General features: G+C 68.9%; 17 protein-coding genes. 12 read left to right on the top strand and 5 right to left on the bottom strand.

Annotated elements, in window-relative coordinates; genetic code table 11:
• Positions 1 to 89: 89 nt before the first annotated feature.
• The 3 genes from trxA to ABD056_RS06675 all read left to right on the top strand — a co-directional run bounded on the left by trxA (position 90) and on the right by ABD056_RS06675 (position 1,560).
• Positions 90 to 404, top strand: a complete 315-nt coding sequence (trxA, locus tag ABD056_RS06685; RefSeq protein WP_343865623.1) for a thioredoxin TrxA — start codon at positions 90 to 92, stop codon at positions 402 to 404.
• A 105-nt stretch (positions 405 to 509) separates the two neighbouring features.
• Entirely contained in the window at positions 510 to 1,094 is a 585-nt protein-coding gene (locus ABD056_RS06680) for a GNAT family N-acetyltransferase (protein WP_343865621.1), read from the top strand.
• A 70-nt stretch (positions 1,095 to 1,164) separates the two neighbouring features.
• A complete protein-coding gene (locus ABD056_RS06675; protein ID WP_343865620.1) occupies positions 1,165 to 1,560 on the top strand; it encodes a PRC-barrel domain-containing protein in 396 nt (131 codons plus the stop codon).
• Here the strand turns inward: ABD056_RS06675 and ABD056_RS06670 are convergent.
• Genes ABD056_RS06670 through ABD056_RS06660 form a run of 3 tightly spaced genes read right to left on the bottom strand, consistent with a single transcriptional unit; the run spans position 1,526 to position 3,224 of the window.
• Positions 1,526 to 2,035, bottom strand: coding sequence for a DinB family protein (locus ABD056_RS06670; protein ID WP_343865618.1), 510 nt, complete (start codon positions 2,033 to 2,035; stop codon positions 1,526 to 1,528). The two genes, ABD056_RS06675 and ABD056_RS06670, sit on opposite strands and share 35 nt — an antisense overlap.
• On the bottom strand, positions 2,032 to 2,964 hold the full coding sequence (locus ABD056_RS06665; RefSeq protein ID WP_343865617.1) for a DMT family transporter: 933 nt from the start codon (positions 2,962 to 2,964) through the stop codon (positions 2,032 to 2,034). The genes ABD056_RS06670 and ABD056_RS06665 overlap by 4 nt, the downstream gene beginning before the upstream one ends.
• Before the next feature lie 26 nt (positions 2,965 to 2,990).
• Positions 2,991 to 3,224: a DUF1127 domain-containing protein gene (locus ABD056_RS06660; RefSeq protein WP_343865615.1), complete on the bottom strand. Its 234-nt coding sequence runs from the start codon at positions 3,222 to 3,224 to the stop codon at positions 2,991 to 2,993.
• A 128-nt stretch (positions 3,225 to 3,352) separates the two neighbouring features.
• Here ABD056_RS06660 and ABD056_RS06655 point away from each other — a divergent pair, with 128 nt between their 5' ends.
• From ABD056_RS06655 to ABD056_RS06645, 3 genes are all read left to right on the top strand, one after another.
• Positions 3,353 to 4,303 (top strand): transcriptional regulator GcvA, encoded by a 951-nt coding sequence (locus tag ABD056_RS06655; RefSeq protein WP_343865613.1) that lies wholly within the window; start codon positions 3,353 to 3,355, stop codon positions 4,301 to 4,303.
• 79 nt (positions 4,304 to 4,382) lie between these two features.
• Positions 4,383 to 4,745 (top strand): hypothetical protein, encoded by a 363-nt coding sequence (locus ABD056_RS06650; protein ID WP_343865611.1) that lies wholly within the window; start codon positions 4,383 to 4,385, stop codon positions 4,743 to 4,745.
• A 110-nt stretch (positions 4,746 to 4,855) separates the two neighbouring features.
• Positions 4,856 to 5,002, top strand: a complete 147-nt coding sequence (locus tag ABD056_RS06645; protein ID WP_343865609.1) for a hypothetical protein — start codon at positions 4,856 to 4,858, stop codon at positions 5,000 to 5,002.
• A gap of 24 nt (positions 5,003 to 5,026) precedes the next feature.
• Here ABD056_RS06645 and ABD056_RS06640 read toward each other — a convergent pair whose 3' ends face one another.
• Positions 5,027 to 6,301, bottom strand: coding sequence for an NAD(P)/FAD-dependent oxidoreductase (locus ABD056_RS06640; RefSeq protein ID WP_343865607.1), 1,275 nt, complete (start codon positions 6,299 to 6,301; stop codon positions 5,027 to 5,029).
• Positions 6,302 to 6,615: 314 nt separating this feature from the next.
• Between ABD056_RS06640 and ABD056_RS06635 the strand changes: the two genes are divergently transcribed.
• The 6 genes from ABD056_RS06635 (at position 6,616) to ABD056_RS06610 (ending at position 13,670) form a co-directional block, all read left to right on the top strand.
• The gene (locus ABD056_RS06635) at positions 6,616 to 7,998 is read left to right on the top strand and encodes an aspartate aminotransferase family protein (RefSeq protein ID WP_425545013.1); all 1,383 of its coding nucleotides are present in this window, start codon (positions 6,616 to 6,618) and stop codon (positions 7,996 to 7,998) included.
• A gap of 186 nt (positions 7,999 to 8,184) precedes the next feature.
• The gene (locus ABD056_RS06630) at positions 8,185 to 9,297 is read left to right on the top strand and encodes a polyamine ABC transporter substrate-binding protein (protein WP_343865605.1); all 1,113 of its coding nucleotides are present in this window, start codon (positions 8,185 to 8,187) and stop codon (positions 9,295 to 9,297) included.
• Positions 9,298 to 9,519: 222 nt separating this feature from the next.
• Positions 9,520 to 10,623, top strand: coding sequence for a polyamine ABC transporter substrate-binding protein (locus ABD056_RS06625; protein ID WP_343865603.1), 1,104 nt, complete (start codon positions 9,520 to 9,522; stop codon positions 10,621 to 10,623).
• Positions 10,624 to 10,705: 82 nt separating this feature from the next.
• Entirely contained in the window at positions 10,706 to 11,827 is a 1,122-nt protein-coding gene (locus ABD056_RS06620; protein ID WP_343865601.1) for an ABC transporter ATP-binding protein, read from the top strand.
• Positions 11,824 to 12,828, top strand: a complete 1,005-nt coding sequence (locus ABD056_RS06615; RefSeq protein ID WP_343865599.1) for an ABC transporter permease subunit — start codon at positions 11,824 to 11,826, stop codon at positions 12,826 to 12,828. The genes ABD056_RS06620 and ABD056_RS06615 overlap by 4 nt, the downstream gene beginning before the upstream one ends.
• A gap of 5 nt (positions 12,829 to 12,833) precedes the next feature.
• Positions 12,834 to 13,670: an ABC transporter permease subunit gene (locus tag ABD056_RS06610; RefSeq protein ID WP_343865597.1), complete on the top strand. Its 837-nt coding sequence runs from the start codon at positions 12,834 to 12,836 to the stop codon at positions 13,668 to 13,670.
• 103 nt (positions 13,671 to 13,773) lie between these two features.
• On the opposite strand, the gene ABD056_RS06605 is transcribed toward ABD056_RS06610, so the two are convergent.
• Positions 13,774 to 14,430 carry a UdgX family uracil-DNA binding protein gene (locus ABD056_RS06605; RefSeq protein WP_343865595.1) on the bottom strand — a complete coding sequence of 219 codons (657 nt, stop codon included), beginning with the start codon at positions 14,428 to 14,430 and terminating at the stop codon, positions 13,774 to 13,776.
• Between the last annotated feature and the right edge of the window lie 330 nt (positions 14,431 to 14,760).

Below are 14,760 nucleotides of genomic sequence, written 5' to 3'. Positions count from 1 at the left end.
TTGACGCCTTTGCCGCCGCTTCCTAGAGTCCATGCGACAAGGGCGGCAGGACCGACGACCTGCTGCACGCAACGAAAGGAAACCCCTTTATGAAGCAGGTCACCGACGACTCGTTCGACGCCGAGGTCCTGAAGTCCTCCACCCCCGTGCTGCTGGACTTCTGGGCCGAATGGTGCGGTCCGTGCCGTCAGATCGCCCCGGCGCTGGAAGAGATCTCGACCGAAATGGGCGAGCGCCTCGTGGTCGCCAAGATCAACATCGACGAGAATCCCATGACGCCGTCCAAGTACGGCGTGCGCGGCATTCCGACCCTGATGGTGTTCAAGGACGGCCAGGTCGCCGCCACCAAGATCGGCGCCCTGCCCAAGAGCAAGCTGGTCGAGTGGGTTGAGTCGGTGATCTGACCGCCCGCGCGGATCGCCTGCACTGACCGAGCCCGACCCCCGCCCGAGACGCTCCGGCGGGGGTCGGTCTGTCGGGAGACGCCGCCTGTCGGGAGATGCCGCCCCATGGCCCTGCGTGTCGAAAGCCTGACCGGCGATGCCGCCCGCGCCCTGTTCGACGATCTGGCGGCGCTGCGCATCGCCGTGTTCCGCGAGTACCCCTATCTCTACGCCGGCAGCCCGGAGTACGAACGGCAGTACCTGGCGCCCTATGCCGCCTCGGCCGGCGGGGTGATCATCGCCGCCTTCGACGGCGCCCGCGTGATCGGCGCCGCCACCGCCCTGCCGCTGACGGACGATACCGACAACGTCGCCGCCCCCTTCCGGGCCGCGGGCATCGACCCGGCGCGGGTGTTCTACCTGGGGGAAAGCGTGCTGCTGCCGGAGTATCGCGGCCGGGGCCTCGGCCATGCCTTCTTCGACGGGCGCGAGGCGCGGGCGCGGGAGCTTGGCTTCGCCATCACCGCCTTCTGCGCCGTCCGGCGGCCGCCCGACCATCCGCGCCGGCCGGCCGACTACCGCCCGCACGATGCCTTCTGGCGCAAGCGCGGCTACGTGCCCCGCCCGGACATGATCGCCACCTTCTCCTGGCAGGACATCGACGAGCCGGCGGAGACGGAAAAGCCCATGGTGATGTGGCTGCGCGGCTGAGCCTCCGCCCTCTGCACCGCCGCGACCGCCTCAAGCGTTATGGCGGCCGGAGTTGGGAGGAGACGACACCATGACCGCACGCCCCGCCGCCCTGCTGCTGCTTGCCGCCCTGCTGGCCGCCGCCGCCGCCCCGCCGTCCGCCGTTGCCGAGGACGAGGCGCCCGACGCCCTGCCGACGGAGGATGCCGCCATCGGCGCCCTCATCGGCCGCACCGTCCACACGGTCGACGGGCAGGAAATCGGCATCCTGTCGGACGTGCTGGCCGACGGCGAAGGCACGCCGCAGGTGGCGGTCATCGACGCCGACAGCTTCTTTGCCGTCGACGGCGGTCAGCTGGGGCTGCCGTGGCGGGAACTGCGCCAGCGCGACGGGCGGCTGGTGGCGCCGCTGGACAGCGCGACGGCCGAACGGGCCCTGGAAGGGGCGCCGGTCAGGTCGCCGACACCTCCCGATAATAGAAGATGAGGTCGAGCGGCGGCGGCGGTGCCGCGCCCTCGCACTGGCTCAGCATGTCGTGGACCTGGCCGCGGTGGTGGGTCTGGTGATTGAAGACGTGCGCCAGCACCACCTGCAACGGCTGCTCGAAGACGTCGCCGGCGAGGTTGGTGTAGCGCAGCGGCTGCATCACCCGGCGGTCGTCCCACGCCTCGGTGACGGCGATGATGTGGGCGTCGAAGTCTTCCCGCGCCGCATACAGGTGCTCCAGGTTGGCGTAGAGCACCTCGTCCAGCCGGCGGGCGCCGTAGTCGACGCCTTCGATACGGCCGAACCAGATGCGGTCGGCCACCAGCAGGTGATTGAGCGTGGCGACGATGGAGCCGAAGAAGCTCGGCCGCTGCCGCACCGCCTCGCCCGTCGGCAGGGCGAGGCAGGCGTCGTAGAGGCGGCGGTTGGCCCAGGCGTTGTAGCGGGCGAACAGGCGGTAGTGATCGGCGATCATGCGTTCTTCCCCTGCACCGGAGCGGCGGCCGGCGCCGGGCGCCCCGGCAGGCGCAGGCGGCCGCGGGTCAGCACCAGCACGTTGCCGGCCAGTACCAGGATCATGCCCGCCACCGCCGCCGCCGGCCAGTGGTATCCCTCCACCAGGGTGGAGAGGCCAAGGGCGATCACCGGGAACAGCACGGTGGCGTAGGAGGCCCGCGCCGGCCCGATGCGGCCGAGCAGCGTCAGGTAGAAGCCGAAGGCCAGCACCGATCCGAACAGGGCGAGGTAGCCGAGCGCCACGGCATACTCCAGCCGCCCGTCCCAGCCCCACGACACGCCGGGCGCCAGGGTGACATAGGCGGCGGTGACGAGGCCGCCGTAGAGCATGCCGTAGGCATTGGTCTGCAGCACCGGCAGGCCGGCCTTCTGGTTGCGCGACGAGATCATCATGCCGCAGCTGGCGGCGACGGTGCCGACCAGCGCCAGCCCGACGCCCAGCGCCGCCTCGCTGTGCAGGTCGACGCCCTGCAGCTCCGGCCAGAACACCAGCGCGATGCCGGCCAGGCCGATGGCGGCGCCCAGCGCCACCCGCCCCTCGATGCGATGGCCGAGGAAGACGGCGCCGAGCAGCAGGTTGAACACGATCACCGACGAGAAGGCGACGGCCAGCAGCCCGCTGGTCACCCACTGCGCCGCCCAGTAGAAGGGGATGTAGTTGAGGCAGAACAGGCCGAGGCCCTGCGCCGCCATGAAGGCGTGCTGGCCGCGGCTGAACCGCATGGGCAGCCGGCGCACGCCGCACCACGCCATCAGCAGCGCCGCCGCCAGCAGGAAGCGCAGCGCCACCGACACCTCGGGCGACACCACCCCGACCTGATACTTGAGCGCGATCCAGGTGGTGCCCCAGATGAGGACGACGGCGGCATAAAGGGCGTGGTTGACCATGGCGGCGGGTTCCGGCGCGGCGGGGATCAGAAGCGGTCGACGTCTCCGCGGCTCAGGCCGATGTCGGCCAGGGCGCGGTCGTCCAGCGCGTGAAGCAGGTGCCGCGTGCGGGCGGCCTCGCGGCGGGCCTCGATGCGGTCGAACAGGGCGATGATACGGCCCTCCAGCCGCTTGCCCAGGGCCATAACCGCAGGTGCGGACGAGGACACGGCGGCGGCGGTCTCGCAGCGCCCGTGGCGCAGCGTAGCGAGGGTGGTCATGACGATGTCTCCTGTACGGGGCGAAGCGGCATCAGCGTCGTCGCCCTGCCTTCATCCCTACGCCTGCCGGCTGCACTGCACAAACGAGAATTCTTGCGCTTCGAATTAGGCGGGCTTATGCGTAGCCCATGCAGAGACTGCCGCCGCTCAACGCCCTGCGGGTTTTCGAGGCCGCCGCCCGCCACCTGTCCTTCACCAAGGCGGCGGAGGAACTGCACGTCACCCAGGCGGCGGTGAGCCAGCAGGTGCGGACGCTGGAGGAGCAGCTGGGCCTGCGCCTGTTCCGCCGCCTCAACCGTGCCTTGCTGCTGACCGACGAGGGCCAGCGCTATGCCGTCGCCATCCGCGGCGCGCTGGAGCAGATCGCCGAGGCGACCGCCCGCCTGCGCCCGGCGGCGGTCGATGACGGCAGCCTGACCGTCTCGGTCATGCCGAGCTTCGCCCACAAGTGGCTGATGCCGCGCCTCGGCCGCTTCCTCGACCGCCACCCGGACATCTCCTTGCGCATCCACACCAGCTTCGACCTGGTCGGCTTCGGCAGCGAGGGCATCCATTGCGCCGTCCGCCACGGCCCCGGCCGCTACGACGGCCTGTTCACCGAGCTTCTGTTCGCCGAGCAGCTGACGCCCGTCTGCGCTCCCGCCATCGCTGCCCGCCTGCGCACCCCCGCCGACCTGCTGCGCGAGGCGCTGCTGCATGACTACGGCACCGACTGGCTGGAATGGCTGGCGGCGGCCGGCGTGACGGAGGCGCCGCCGCCGCGCGGGGTGGAGTTCCTCGACAGCGCCATGGCCATGCAGGCGGCGGTGGACGGGCGCGGCGTGGTGCTCGGCCGCACCGGGCTGATCCGCGACGACCTGGAAAGCGGCCGGCTGGTGGCGCCGTTTCCGCTGCGCACGCCCTATGATTTCGCCCACTGGTTCGTCTGCCCCGAAGGCCACGAGAACCGCCCGACCATCCGCGCCCTGCGCCTGTGGCTGCAGGAGGAAGCGGCCGCCTTCCGCGACGGCACCGAGGCGGCCCCCCTGCGCACCCTGCGCCTGCGGCCGTTCATCGACCCGGCCGGCGGCGGAAAATGAACGCCGTTTCCTCTGGCATCGGGGTGCCGGCGGGCGTATGACCTGCGTCGTTCCGTCTCCAGCGCCCGAGAGGCCGCCCATGTCGCGCATCGCCGCCGCCGCCCTGACCGCCGCCGCCATCCTTGCCGGCACCGCCGCCGCAACCGCCCCGGCCGTGGCGCAGGACTCGCTGACGCGCGGGCAGGTGCGGTCCATGCTGGTGACGGCGCTGCAGCTGGAACTGCTGGCGCGGGAGTGCGACTTCTTCATGACCTCGCCTCAGCGGGTGGCGGTGGCCAAGATCCGCGACACCGCCGCCACCGCCCTGGAGCTGCGCAGCGACGAGGTCGCCAGCCTGCGCGGCGAACTGGACGACCGCCTGCGCCAGCAGCGCGATCAGGTCTGCCTGCAGGACGAGCCGGTGTTCCGCCAGACCCTGGACGCCCTCACCACGCCGCGGTAAGGCCGGCGCCGCCGCGGTGGGCGCCACTGCGTCGTGAGGGAAGATTTTCTCTTGAAATTCAACCCTGGCGACGTACTCTGGCAGCAAAGAAAGCAAGGAGGACGACGCCCGTGGTGAGGCGATCCGCCGAAGGTCCGTGGCTGCTGTGCCAGGACTGCGGCCACCTGTTCCAGGAAAGCCTGTGGTCACGCCTGCTCGGCTGGCGACGCAAGTGCCTCAACTGCGGCAGCCTCCGGGTGATCGAGACGGTCAACTGACGGCAGCGCCGCCTTGGCCGTCGCCTACAGGGCGTCGCGCAGCCGCCGCCACGCCATCGCCAGCACCAGCGCCGGGGTGCGGAACAGGGTTCCGCCGGGGAAGGGGATGGTCGGCAGCCGGCCGATGAGGTCGAAGCGTTCCGCCTGTCCCGCCACCGTTTCCGCCATCAGCCGCCCCGCCAGCGTCGTCAGGCCGACGCCGTGGCCGGAAAACCCCTGGGCATAGAGCACGTTGGGCGCCAGCCGGCCGAAATCGGGCAGGCGGTTGACGGTGATGTCGACATAGCCGCCCCAGGCGTAATCCACCGCCACATCGCTCAGCTGCGGGAAGTAGTGGACCATGGTCCGCCGCATGGCGGCGCCGACGTTGCGCGGGTCGATGCGGGAATAGCTCACCTTGCCGCCGAACAGCATGCGGTGGTCGGCGGAGCGGCGGAAGTAGTTGAGCACGAACAGGATGTCGGCCACCGCCTCGTTGTGGGGGATGAGGCTGGCGGCGCGGTCCTCGCCCAGCGGCTCGGTGGCGATGATGTAGGTGCCGACCGGCATGATGGTGCGGCCGAGGCGGCGCTCCGTCTCCCAGATGTAGGCGTTGCCGGCCAGGATCACCCAGTCGGCCTTCACCCGGCCCTGCGGCGTGACCACCGTCGCCGGCCGGCCTTCCTCCCACCGCACCATGGGCGTCGCCTCGTGGATGACCACGCCGGCCCGTTCCGCCGCCGCCGCCAGCCCGAGGGTGTAGTTGAGCGGGTGGATGTGGCCGCCGCGCGGGTCGTAGAGGCCGCAGATGTAGCGGTCCGACGCCACCCGCCGCCGCACCGCCGCCGCATCCAGGTACTCCAGCCCGCCGTAGCCGTAGCGGCCCCATTCCTCGGCCAGCTCCTCCAGCTCGCGGCAATGGCGCGGCTTGATGCCGACGTGGATGTGGCCGGGCTGGTAGTCGCAGGCGATGGAATGGGCGGCGATGCGCTCCTTCACCGAGTCGATGGCCTCGACGCTCATGTCCCACAGGGTCTTGGCGTCGGACGGGCTGACGTGCCTTTCCACCTTGCTCATGTCGGTGGCATAGCCGGCGATCAGCTGCCCGCCGGACCGGCCGGAGGCACCCCAGCCGAGGCGCTGGCCCTCGATCAGCACCACCCGGTAGCCGCGTTCGGCCAGATGCAGGGCGGCGGCGCAGCCGGTCATGCCGCCGCCGACGACGCAGACGTCCGCCGTCACCTCCCCCGCCAGCGGCGGATGCTCGGGCACCGGCAGGGCCGAGGCGGCGTAATAGGACGGAGCATGGGGCGGCAGCATGGGAAGCCTCTGCGCGGCGGTGCGACTCGGAGTGGAAACGGGGACGACTTCGGTATGCCTGCGACCCCGCCGCTGTCAAGCCAGGTGTAAAACATCGCAGGGCTGAGGCACACGCATCCGACTGCGCCAGTAGGATGATTTTCAACGCCCAGTGCCTTGGAAAATCGCGCCTTCCCGGCCCATTCCGACGGCTTGCGACAAATTCCGGCTTTTCGGCCGGGCGCGGATGTGTTCAAAATAATCACCACAGACGCCCGCTGCCGGCGGGACAGACGTCGCAACCGGCCCGCGTGCCCCTTCTGCCAGGAGCCACCATGACCGCCATGTCGGCCTTCAACCGCACCACCGAGCAGTGGAAGCAGATCGACACTGCCCACCACATGCACCCCTTCACCGACTTCAAGTCGCTGGCTGCCGAAGGGGGCTCGCGGCTGATCGTCAAGGCCGAAGGCCCTTACCTGTGGGACAGCGAGGGCGAGAAGATCCTCGACGGCATGGCCGGGCTGTGGTGCGTCAACGTCGGCTACGGCCGCAAGGAACTGGCCGAGGCCGCCTACCAGCAGATGCTGGACCTGCCCTACTACAACACCTTCTTCAAGACCACCACCATGCCCGCCACCGAACTGGCGCGGAAGCTGGTGGAACTGGCGCCGCCGGGCATGAACCACGTGTTCTTCGCCGGCTCCGGCTCGGAAGCCAACGACACCAACGTCCGCATGGTGCGGCGCTACTGGGCGCTGGAGGGCCAGCCGGAGCGGCAGGTCATCATCGGCCGCAAGAACGGCTATCACGGCTCCACGGTCGCCGCCCTGTCGCTTGGCGGCATGTCGGCCATGCACAGCCAGTCGGGCCTGCTGCCGGGCTTCGCCCATATCGACCCGCCGCACCAGTTCCAGCTCGGTTTCGGCATGGACGAGGACGAGTTCGGCATCACCGCCGCCGGCTGGCTTGAAGACAAGATCAGGGAAATCGGCCCCGACAAGGTGGCCGCCTTCATCGCCGAGCCCATCCAGGGCGCCGGCGGGCTGATCTATCCGCCGCGCACCTACTGGGCCGAGATCCAGCGCATCTGCGACAAGTACGGCATCCTGCTGATCGCCGACGAGGTGATCTGCGGCTTCGGGCGCACCGGCACCTGGTTCGGCTCGTTCACCTTCGACATCAGGCCCGACCTGATGACCATCGCCAAGGGCCTGTCGTCGGGCTACCAGCCCATCGGCGGCGTGCTGGTCGGCGACCGGGTGGCCAATACCCTGATCGAGAAGGGCGGCGAGTTCTATCACGGCTACACCTACTCCGGTCATCCGGTGGCCTGCGCCGTGGCGCTCGCCAACCTGAAGATCCTGGAGGACGAAGGGCTGGTGGACCGCGTCGGCACCGACATCGGCCCCTACTTCCAGCGCCGCCTGCGCGAGCTGTCGGACCACCCCATCGTCGGCGAGGTGCGCGGCATCGGCCTGATCGGCGGCATCGAGCTGATCAAGGACAAGGCCCGCCACGACTTCTTCCCCAACTCCGGCCGGGTCGGCACCATCTGCCGCGACCACAGCTTCCGCAACGGGCTGATCATGCGCGCGGTCTACGATACCATGGTGCTGGCGCCGCCGCTGATCATCACCCACGACCATGTGGACGAGATGATGGGCAAGATCCGCACGGTGCTGGACCTGACGGCGCGCGACGTGGGGGTGATGTAAACTCCCCGCCGCCACACCTACATGAAGATGCAGCCCGGGCCGCACGGCCGGCGGTCCGGGCGCAAAAAACACCATAATCGGCCGGTAGAACAGGACATACGGTAAGGCTCCGCATGCCGCACAAGACGGCAGCACACAACAGGCCACACCGGGAGGACGCTTTGCGAACTGGGAGAACCACGACCTATGCTGAGCACGACCCGCCTGATGGCGGCCGGCGTCTGCCTGGCCGCGCTCACCCTCGCCGGCGCCGGCGGTGCGGGGGCTGAGGAACCCAAGGTCCTCAACGTCTACAACTGGTCGGACTACATCGGCGAAGACACGCTGAAACGGTTCACCGCCGAAACCGGCATCACCGTCCAGTACGACGTCTACGACAGCAACGAGATGCTGGAGGCCAAGCTGTTCTCCGGCTCGTCGGGCTATGACGTGGTGGTGCCGACCTCGCCGTTCATGGCCCGCCAGGTGCAGGCCGGCATCCTGATGCCGCTGGACAAGGCGAAGATCCCCAACTGGGGCAAGCAGGACCCCGACCTGCTGACGGTGCTGCAGAACGCCGACCCCGACAACGCCCACGCCGCCATCTACCTGTGGGGCACCAACGGCCTCGGCTTCAACGTCGACAAGGTGAAGGCGGCACTCGGCGACGACGTGCCGCTCGACAGCTATGACCTGCTGTTCAAGCCGGAATATGCGTCGAAGCTGGCCGGCTGCGGCATCTATGTGTTCGACAGCGCCTTCGAGGTGCTGCCCATCGCCCTCGCCTACCTCGGCCTCGACCCCAATTCGGAGAGCGCCGAGGACTACAAGAAGGCGGAGGAGCTGATGATGTCCATCCGCCCCTACATCCGCAAGTTCCACAGTTCGGAATACATCAACGCCCTGGCCAACGGCGACACCTGCCTGGCGCTCGGCTATTCCGGCGACGTGTTCATCGCCCAGGGCCGGGCGGAGGAAAGCGGCAACGGCGTCACCATCGACTATGTCATCCCCAAGGAAGGCACCGCGGTGTGGTTCGACACCCTGGTGATCCCCAAGGATGCGCCGCACCCCGGCAACGCCCATGCCTTCATCGACTTCATCCTGCGCCCGGACGTCATTGCCGGCGTCTCCAACTACGTCTGGTACGCCAACGGCGTGCCGGACAGCCTGCCGCTGGTGGACGAGGCGGTGCGCACCAACCCGGCCATCAACCCGCCCGACGCCATCATGGACAAGCTTTATGCCGTGAAGCCGGCGTCGCAGGCGCTGGACCGGCTGCGCACCCGCACCTTCGCCCGCATCAAGACGGGGGTGTGAGGCGCGCCGCCGCCGCCGGCTCCGGGGCCGTTCCCAGGCCCCGCGAAGCCGTGTCCGTGCCCTGCAATCATGTCACTTGCGGCGGGTTGGAAATGCTGCAATGACTGCCGGTTGCCAGCCGGCGACGGGGCGTGCCGCCACCCGCCGCCGCTGGCGGTCCAGCACTGTGGAACCGACCGGCCCAGAACCGGTCCAGGACCCGAACCGAGGAGGCTTTTGACGATGCGAGTGTTCACCCGATCCCTCGTCGCCGGTATGGCCGTTGCCACCGGTCTGGCCGGGGGCGCCGTGGCCCAGGAAGCGAAGGTCCTGAACGTCTACAACTGGTCGGACTACATCGCCGAGGACACGATCGCCAACTTCGAGAAGGAAACGGGGATCAAGGTCAACTACGACGTCTACGACAGCAACGAGATGCTGGAGGCCAAGCTGCTGGCCGGCAACTCGGGCTATGACGTCATCATGCCCACCTCCACCTTCCTCGCCCGCTTCGTGAAGGGCAACATCGTCCAGCCGCTGGACAAGTCGAAGATCCCGAACTTCGCCAACCTGGACCCGGGCCTGCTCGCCGGCCTCGCCAACAACGATCCGGGCAACGCCCACGCCGGCATCTACCAGTGGGGCACCAACGGCCTCGGCTACATCCCGGAAAAGGTGACGGCGGCGCTGGGCGCCGATGCGCCGGTCAATTCGTGGGATCTGCTGTTCAAGCCCGAGAACGCCGCCAAGCTGGCCTCCTGCGGCATCTACGTGCTCGACAGCCCGTCGGAAATCTTCCCGATCACCATGGCCTACCTGGGCTATGCGCCCGACACCGAGGACGCCGAGGCCTACAAGAAGGCCGAAGAGCTGTGGGCCGGCATCCGCCCCTACATCACCAAGTTCCACAGCTCGGAATACATCAACGCCCTGGCCAACGGCGATGCCTGCGTCGCCATGGGCTTCTCGGGCGACGTGTTCATCGCCGCCTCGCGCGCCGAGGAAGCGGGCAAGCCCTTCACCGTGGAATACGCCATCCCCAAGGAAGGCACACTGATGTGGTTCGACACGCTGGCCATCCCGGCCGACGCGCCGCACCCGGAAAACGCCCATGCGTTCATCAACTACATCCTCCAGCCGGAGGTGGTGGGCGCCATCACCAACTATGTGTCCTACGCCAACGCCGTGCCGGCGTCGAAGGACGTGGTTGACCCGGAAATCTGGAACAACCCGGCCATCTTCCCGACCGACGAGGTGAAGCAGAAGCTGTTCGTCGACAAGCCGGCCAGCCAGAAGCTGGACCGCCTGCGCACCCGGTCGTGGAACAAGATCAAGACCGGCAAGTAAGGCCCACGAACACGGGGCGCTCCGGCATCGGCCGGGGCGCCCCGTCCGGTTGCAGACCCGAGTTCGAGAGCACAGACACATCATGACGACTTTGGCGGCGGCAACCCGCACCCACACGAAGCCGATCATCGAGATCCAGGACGTGGTCAAGAAGTTCGGCGACTTCACCGCCGTGAACGGCGTCACCCTGACCATCCACCAGGGCGAGCTGTTCTCCCTGCTCGGCGGGTCCGGCTGCGGCAAGAGCACGCTTTTGCGCATGATCGCCGGGTTCGAGGAGCCCACCTCCGGGCGCATCCTGATCGACGGTCAGGACGTGGTGGGCCTGCCGCCCTACGAGCGGCCGGTCAACATGATGTTCCAGTCCTACGCCCTGTTCCCGCACATGACGGTGGAGCAGAACATCGCCTTCGGCCTCAAGCAGGACGGCCTGCCGAAAGCCGAGATCAAGGCGCGGGTGGAGGAAATGCTGCGCATGGTGGAGCTGTCGCGCTTCGCCAAGCGCAAGCCGCACCAGCTGTCCGGCGGTCAGCGCCAGCGCGTGGCGCTAGCCCGCTCGCTCGCCAAGCGGCCGAAGGTGCTGCTGCTGGACGAACCGCTGTCGGCGCTCGACAAGAAGCTGCGCGAGCGCACCCAGCTGGAGCTGGTGGACATCCAGGACAAGCTGGGCGTCACCTTCATCATGGTCACACACGACCAGGAAGAGGCGATGACCATGTCCACCCGCGTCGCCGTCATGGACGCCGGCGAGATCGTGCAGGTGGACCACCCGCACGCCATGTACGAATACCCCAACAGCCGCTTCGTGGCGGAGTTCTTCGGCAGCGTGAACATGTTCGAAGGCACGCTGGTGGAGGACGAGCCCGACTACGTGGTCATCGAAAGCCCCGAAATCCCGAGCCGCATCTACGTCGGCCACGGCATTTCCGGCCGGCAGGGGTCGGTGGTGTGGGTGGCCGTTCGGCCCGAGAAGGTGATGCTGTCCAAGTCGCAGCCGACCCAGCCGGACAACCTCGCCAAGGGCCGGGTGAGCGACATCGTCTATCTCGGCGGCATCTCCACCTACATGGTCACGCTGACCACCGGCAAGGTGGTGCGGGTGACGGTGCCCAACGTCACCCGCCAGGCCGAGGCCGAGATCACCTGGGAAGACGAGGTGTGGATCTACTGGCGCCCCGAAAGCGCCGTGGTGGTGCAGCAATGACCGGCGCGGTGGACGAGGCGGCGCGCCAGGGCACCGGCGACGGCGGCGTGGCCGACGCCGTGCCGCCCACCGCCGGCCACGCCCGCGCCGGCGGCCTCGGCCGCTGGGTGAGCGAGCGCCTGCGTCGCGGCGGCCGCACGCTGGTCATCGGCATCCCCTTCCTGTGGCTGATGCTGTTCTTCCTGCTGCCCTTCGCCATCGTCGCCAAGATCAGCTTCGCCGAATACCAGCTCGGCATTCCGCCCTACACGCCGCTGGTGGAGTGGGTGGACGACACCTACCTGCAGATCACGCTGGCCATCGGCAACTACCAGTTCCTGCTGGAAGACCCGCTCTACATCGAGGCCTACCTCGGCTCGCTGAAGATGGCGGCGGTGTCGACGCTGCTGACGCTGCTGATCGGCTATCCCATGGCCTACGGCATCGCCCGCGCCCAGCCGTCCACCCGCAACGTGCTGCTGCTGCTGGTGATCCTGCCGTTCTGGACGTCGTTCCTGATCCGCGTCTACGCCTGGATCGGCATCCTGAAGAGCAACGGCCTGCTCAACAACTTCCTCATGTGGCTCGGCGTCATCAACGAGCCGCTGCCGCTGCTCTACAACGAGTTCTCGGTCTACCTCGGCATCACCTACAGCTACCTGCCGTTCATGATCCTGCCGCTCTACGCCAACCTGGAGAAGCTGGACCGCACCCTGCTGGAAGCGGCGGCGGACCTTGGCTGCCGGCCGTGGAAGACCTTCCTCACCGTCACCCTGCCGCTGTCCATGCCGGGCATCGTTGCGGGGTCGCTGCTGGTGTTCATCCCGGCGGTGGGCGAGTTCGTCATCCCCGACCTGCTGGGCGGGCCGGAGACGCTGATGATCGGCCGCGTGCTGTGGTCGGAATTCTTCAACAACCGCGACTGGCCGGTGGCCTCCGCCGTCGCCATTGCCATGCTGGTGTTCCTGGTGGTGCCGATCATGATCTTCCAGCACTACCAGGCCAAGGGCGAGAAGAGGTAACGGCCATGAAGAACCGCTCCTTCTTTCTGCTCACCTGCCTCGGCTTCGGCTTCGCCTTCCTGTACGTGCCGATCCTGCTGCTCATCATCTACTCGTTCAACGAGAACCGGCTGGTGACGGTGTGGTCGGGCTTCTCCACCCAGTGGTACGGCGAGCTGCTGCGCGACAAGAACATCCTTGATGCCGCCTGGGTCAGCCTGCGGGTGGCCTTCTTCTCGGCCACCTTCGCCACCGCCCTTGGCACCATCGCCGGCATGGTGATGGCCCGCTTCGGGCGGTTCCGCGGCCGCACCATGTTCTCGGGCATGCTGTCGGCGCCGCTGGTGATGCCGGAAGTCATCACCGGCCTGTCGCTGCTGCTGATGTTCGTGGCGCTGGAAAGCCTGTTCGGCGTGCCGCAGGGGCGCGGCGTATCCACCATCACCATCGCCCACGCCACCTTCACCATGGCCTTCGTGGCGGTGATCGTGCAGTCGCGCCTGTCGCAGATGGACGAAAGCATCGAGGAAGCGGCGCTCGATCTGGGCGCCCGTCCGGCCAAGGTGTTCTTCGCCATCACCCTGCCGATCATCTCGCCGGCCATCATCGCCGGCTGGCTGCTGGCCTTCACCATGTCGCTGGACGACCTGGTGATCGCCTCCTTCACCTCCGGCCCCTCGTCGACCACGCTGCCGATGGTGGTGTTCTCGTCGGTGCGTCTGGGCGTCAGCCCGAAGATCAATGCGCTGGCGACGCTGCTGGTGCTGGTGGCGGCCGTCACCATCCTGATCGCCGCCTACTTCATGCGCCGGCAGGAAAGCATGCGCGCCCGCGAGGCCGCCGCCGCCACCGCCGACGGCTGACCGCCCGCGGCCCCGCCGCCCGTTGCACGGCCGCCGGCGTTCCCCCCCGGCGGGCGGCCCCCCCCCGCCCCCCCCCCCCCCCCCCCCCCGCCGCGTCTTCGGGTCAGCCGACCAGCGGCGCCACCCGCCGCAGGTCGGCGACGAAGGTGGCGTAGCGTTCCTCCCGCCGGGCCGGATCGCGCTCGCGCAGCAGGGCGGAGGGGTGCAGGGTGGCCATCACCTCGGCGCCGCCGTCGCCGAAGGGCATCACCTCGCCGCGCTGCTCGGTCACGCGGAACTGCGGCCCGAGCAGCGCCTGCGCCGCCGTCGCCCCCATGGGCACCACCACCCGCGGCCGCACCGCCGCCAGTTCCTGCCGCAGCCACGGGGCGCAGGCGCGCACCTCGCGGATGCCGGGCTTGCGGTGCAGGCGGCGCTTGCCGCGCGGCTCCCATTTGAAGTGCTTCACCGCATTGGTGACGTAGACGCGGCTGCGGTCGATGCCCGCCTCGGCCAGGGCGCGGTCGAGCAGCTGCCCGGCCGGGCCGACGAAGGGCAGGCCGGCGAGGTCTTCCTGATCGCCCGGCTGCTCCCCCACCATCATCAGCCGCGCCTCCGCCGGGCCGACGCCGAACACCGTGCCGGTGCCGCTTTCGTACAAGGGGCAGCCGCGACAGCCGGCGGCGGCGGCGCGCAGGGTGTCGAGGTCGCGGCGGCCGGCCTCGTCCTCCGGCGGCGGCAGGAAGGGCTCGGCGGTGGGATAGGCGGCTCTGGCGGGCATGGCGGCGGCTCTCCTCGGCTGGCGAGGAAGCAACGCTTGCGGCGGCGGAGGGAGGCGGGAGGTCAGGAAGCGCAATCGCCGCCGGAGGAGGCTCCGGCGGCGACGCATGGGTGCCCTGGCTCACGCTGCCGTCCCACCCGGTCATGGTCCGGGCTGGAATGCTCCCGACGGCTGCCCCGGCCTTGCGGCCGACCTCTCGGCGATAGCGCGAGGGGGCGCTGTATGGGCGAACTTTTGTAGTTTAATGACCAAATTGTCAAGATTTGGTTGCGACGCCCCGACGGCACGCGCTCTATTGTTGCGCTGCGGAAGCATGGTGCGGTGCATGGG

The sequence above is a fragment of the Caenispirillum bisanense genome, from assembly GCF_039523075.1.
GTDB lineage: Bacteria > Pseudomonadota > Alphaproteobacteria > Rhodospirillales > Rhodospirillaceae > Caenispirillum > Caenispirillum bisanense.
This window is presented reverse-complemented; position numbering and strand designations above follow the sequence as displayed.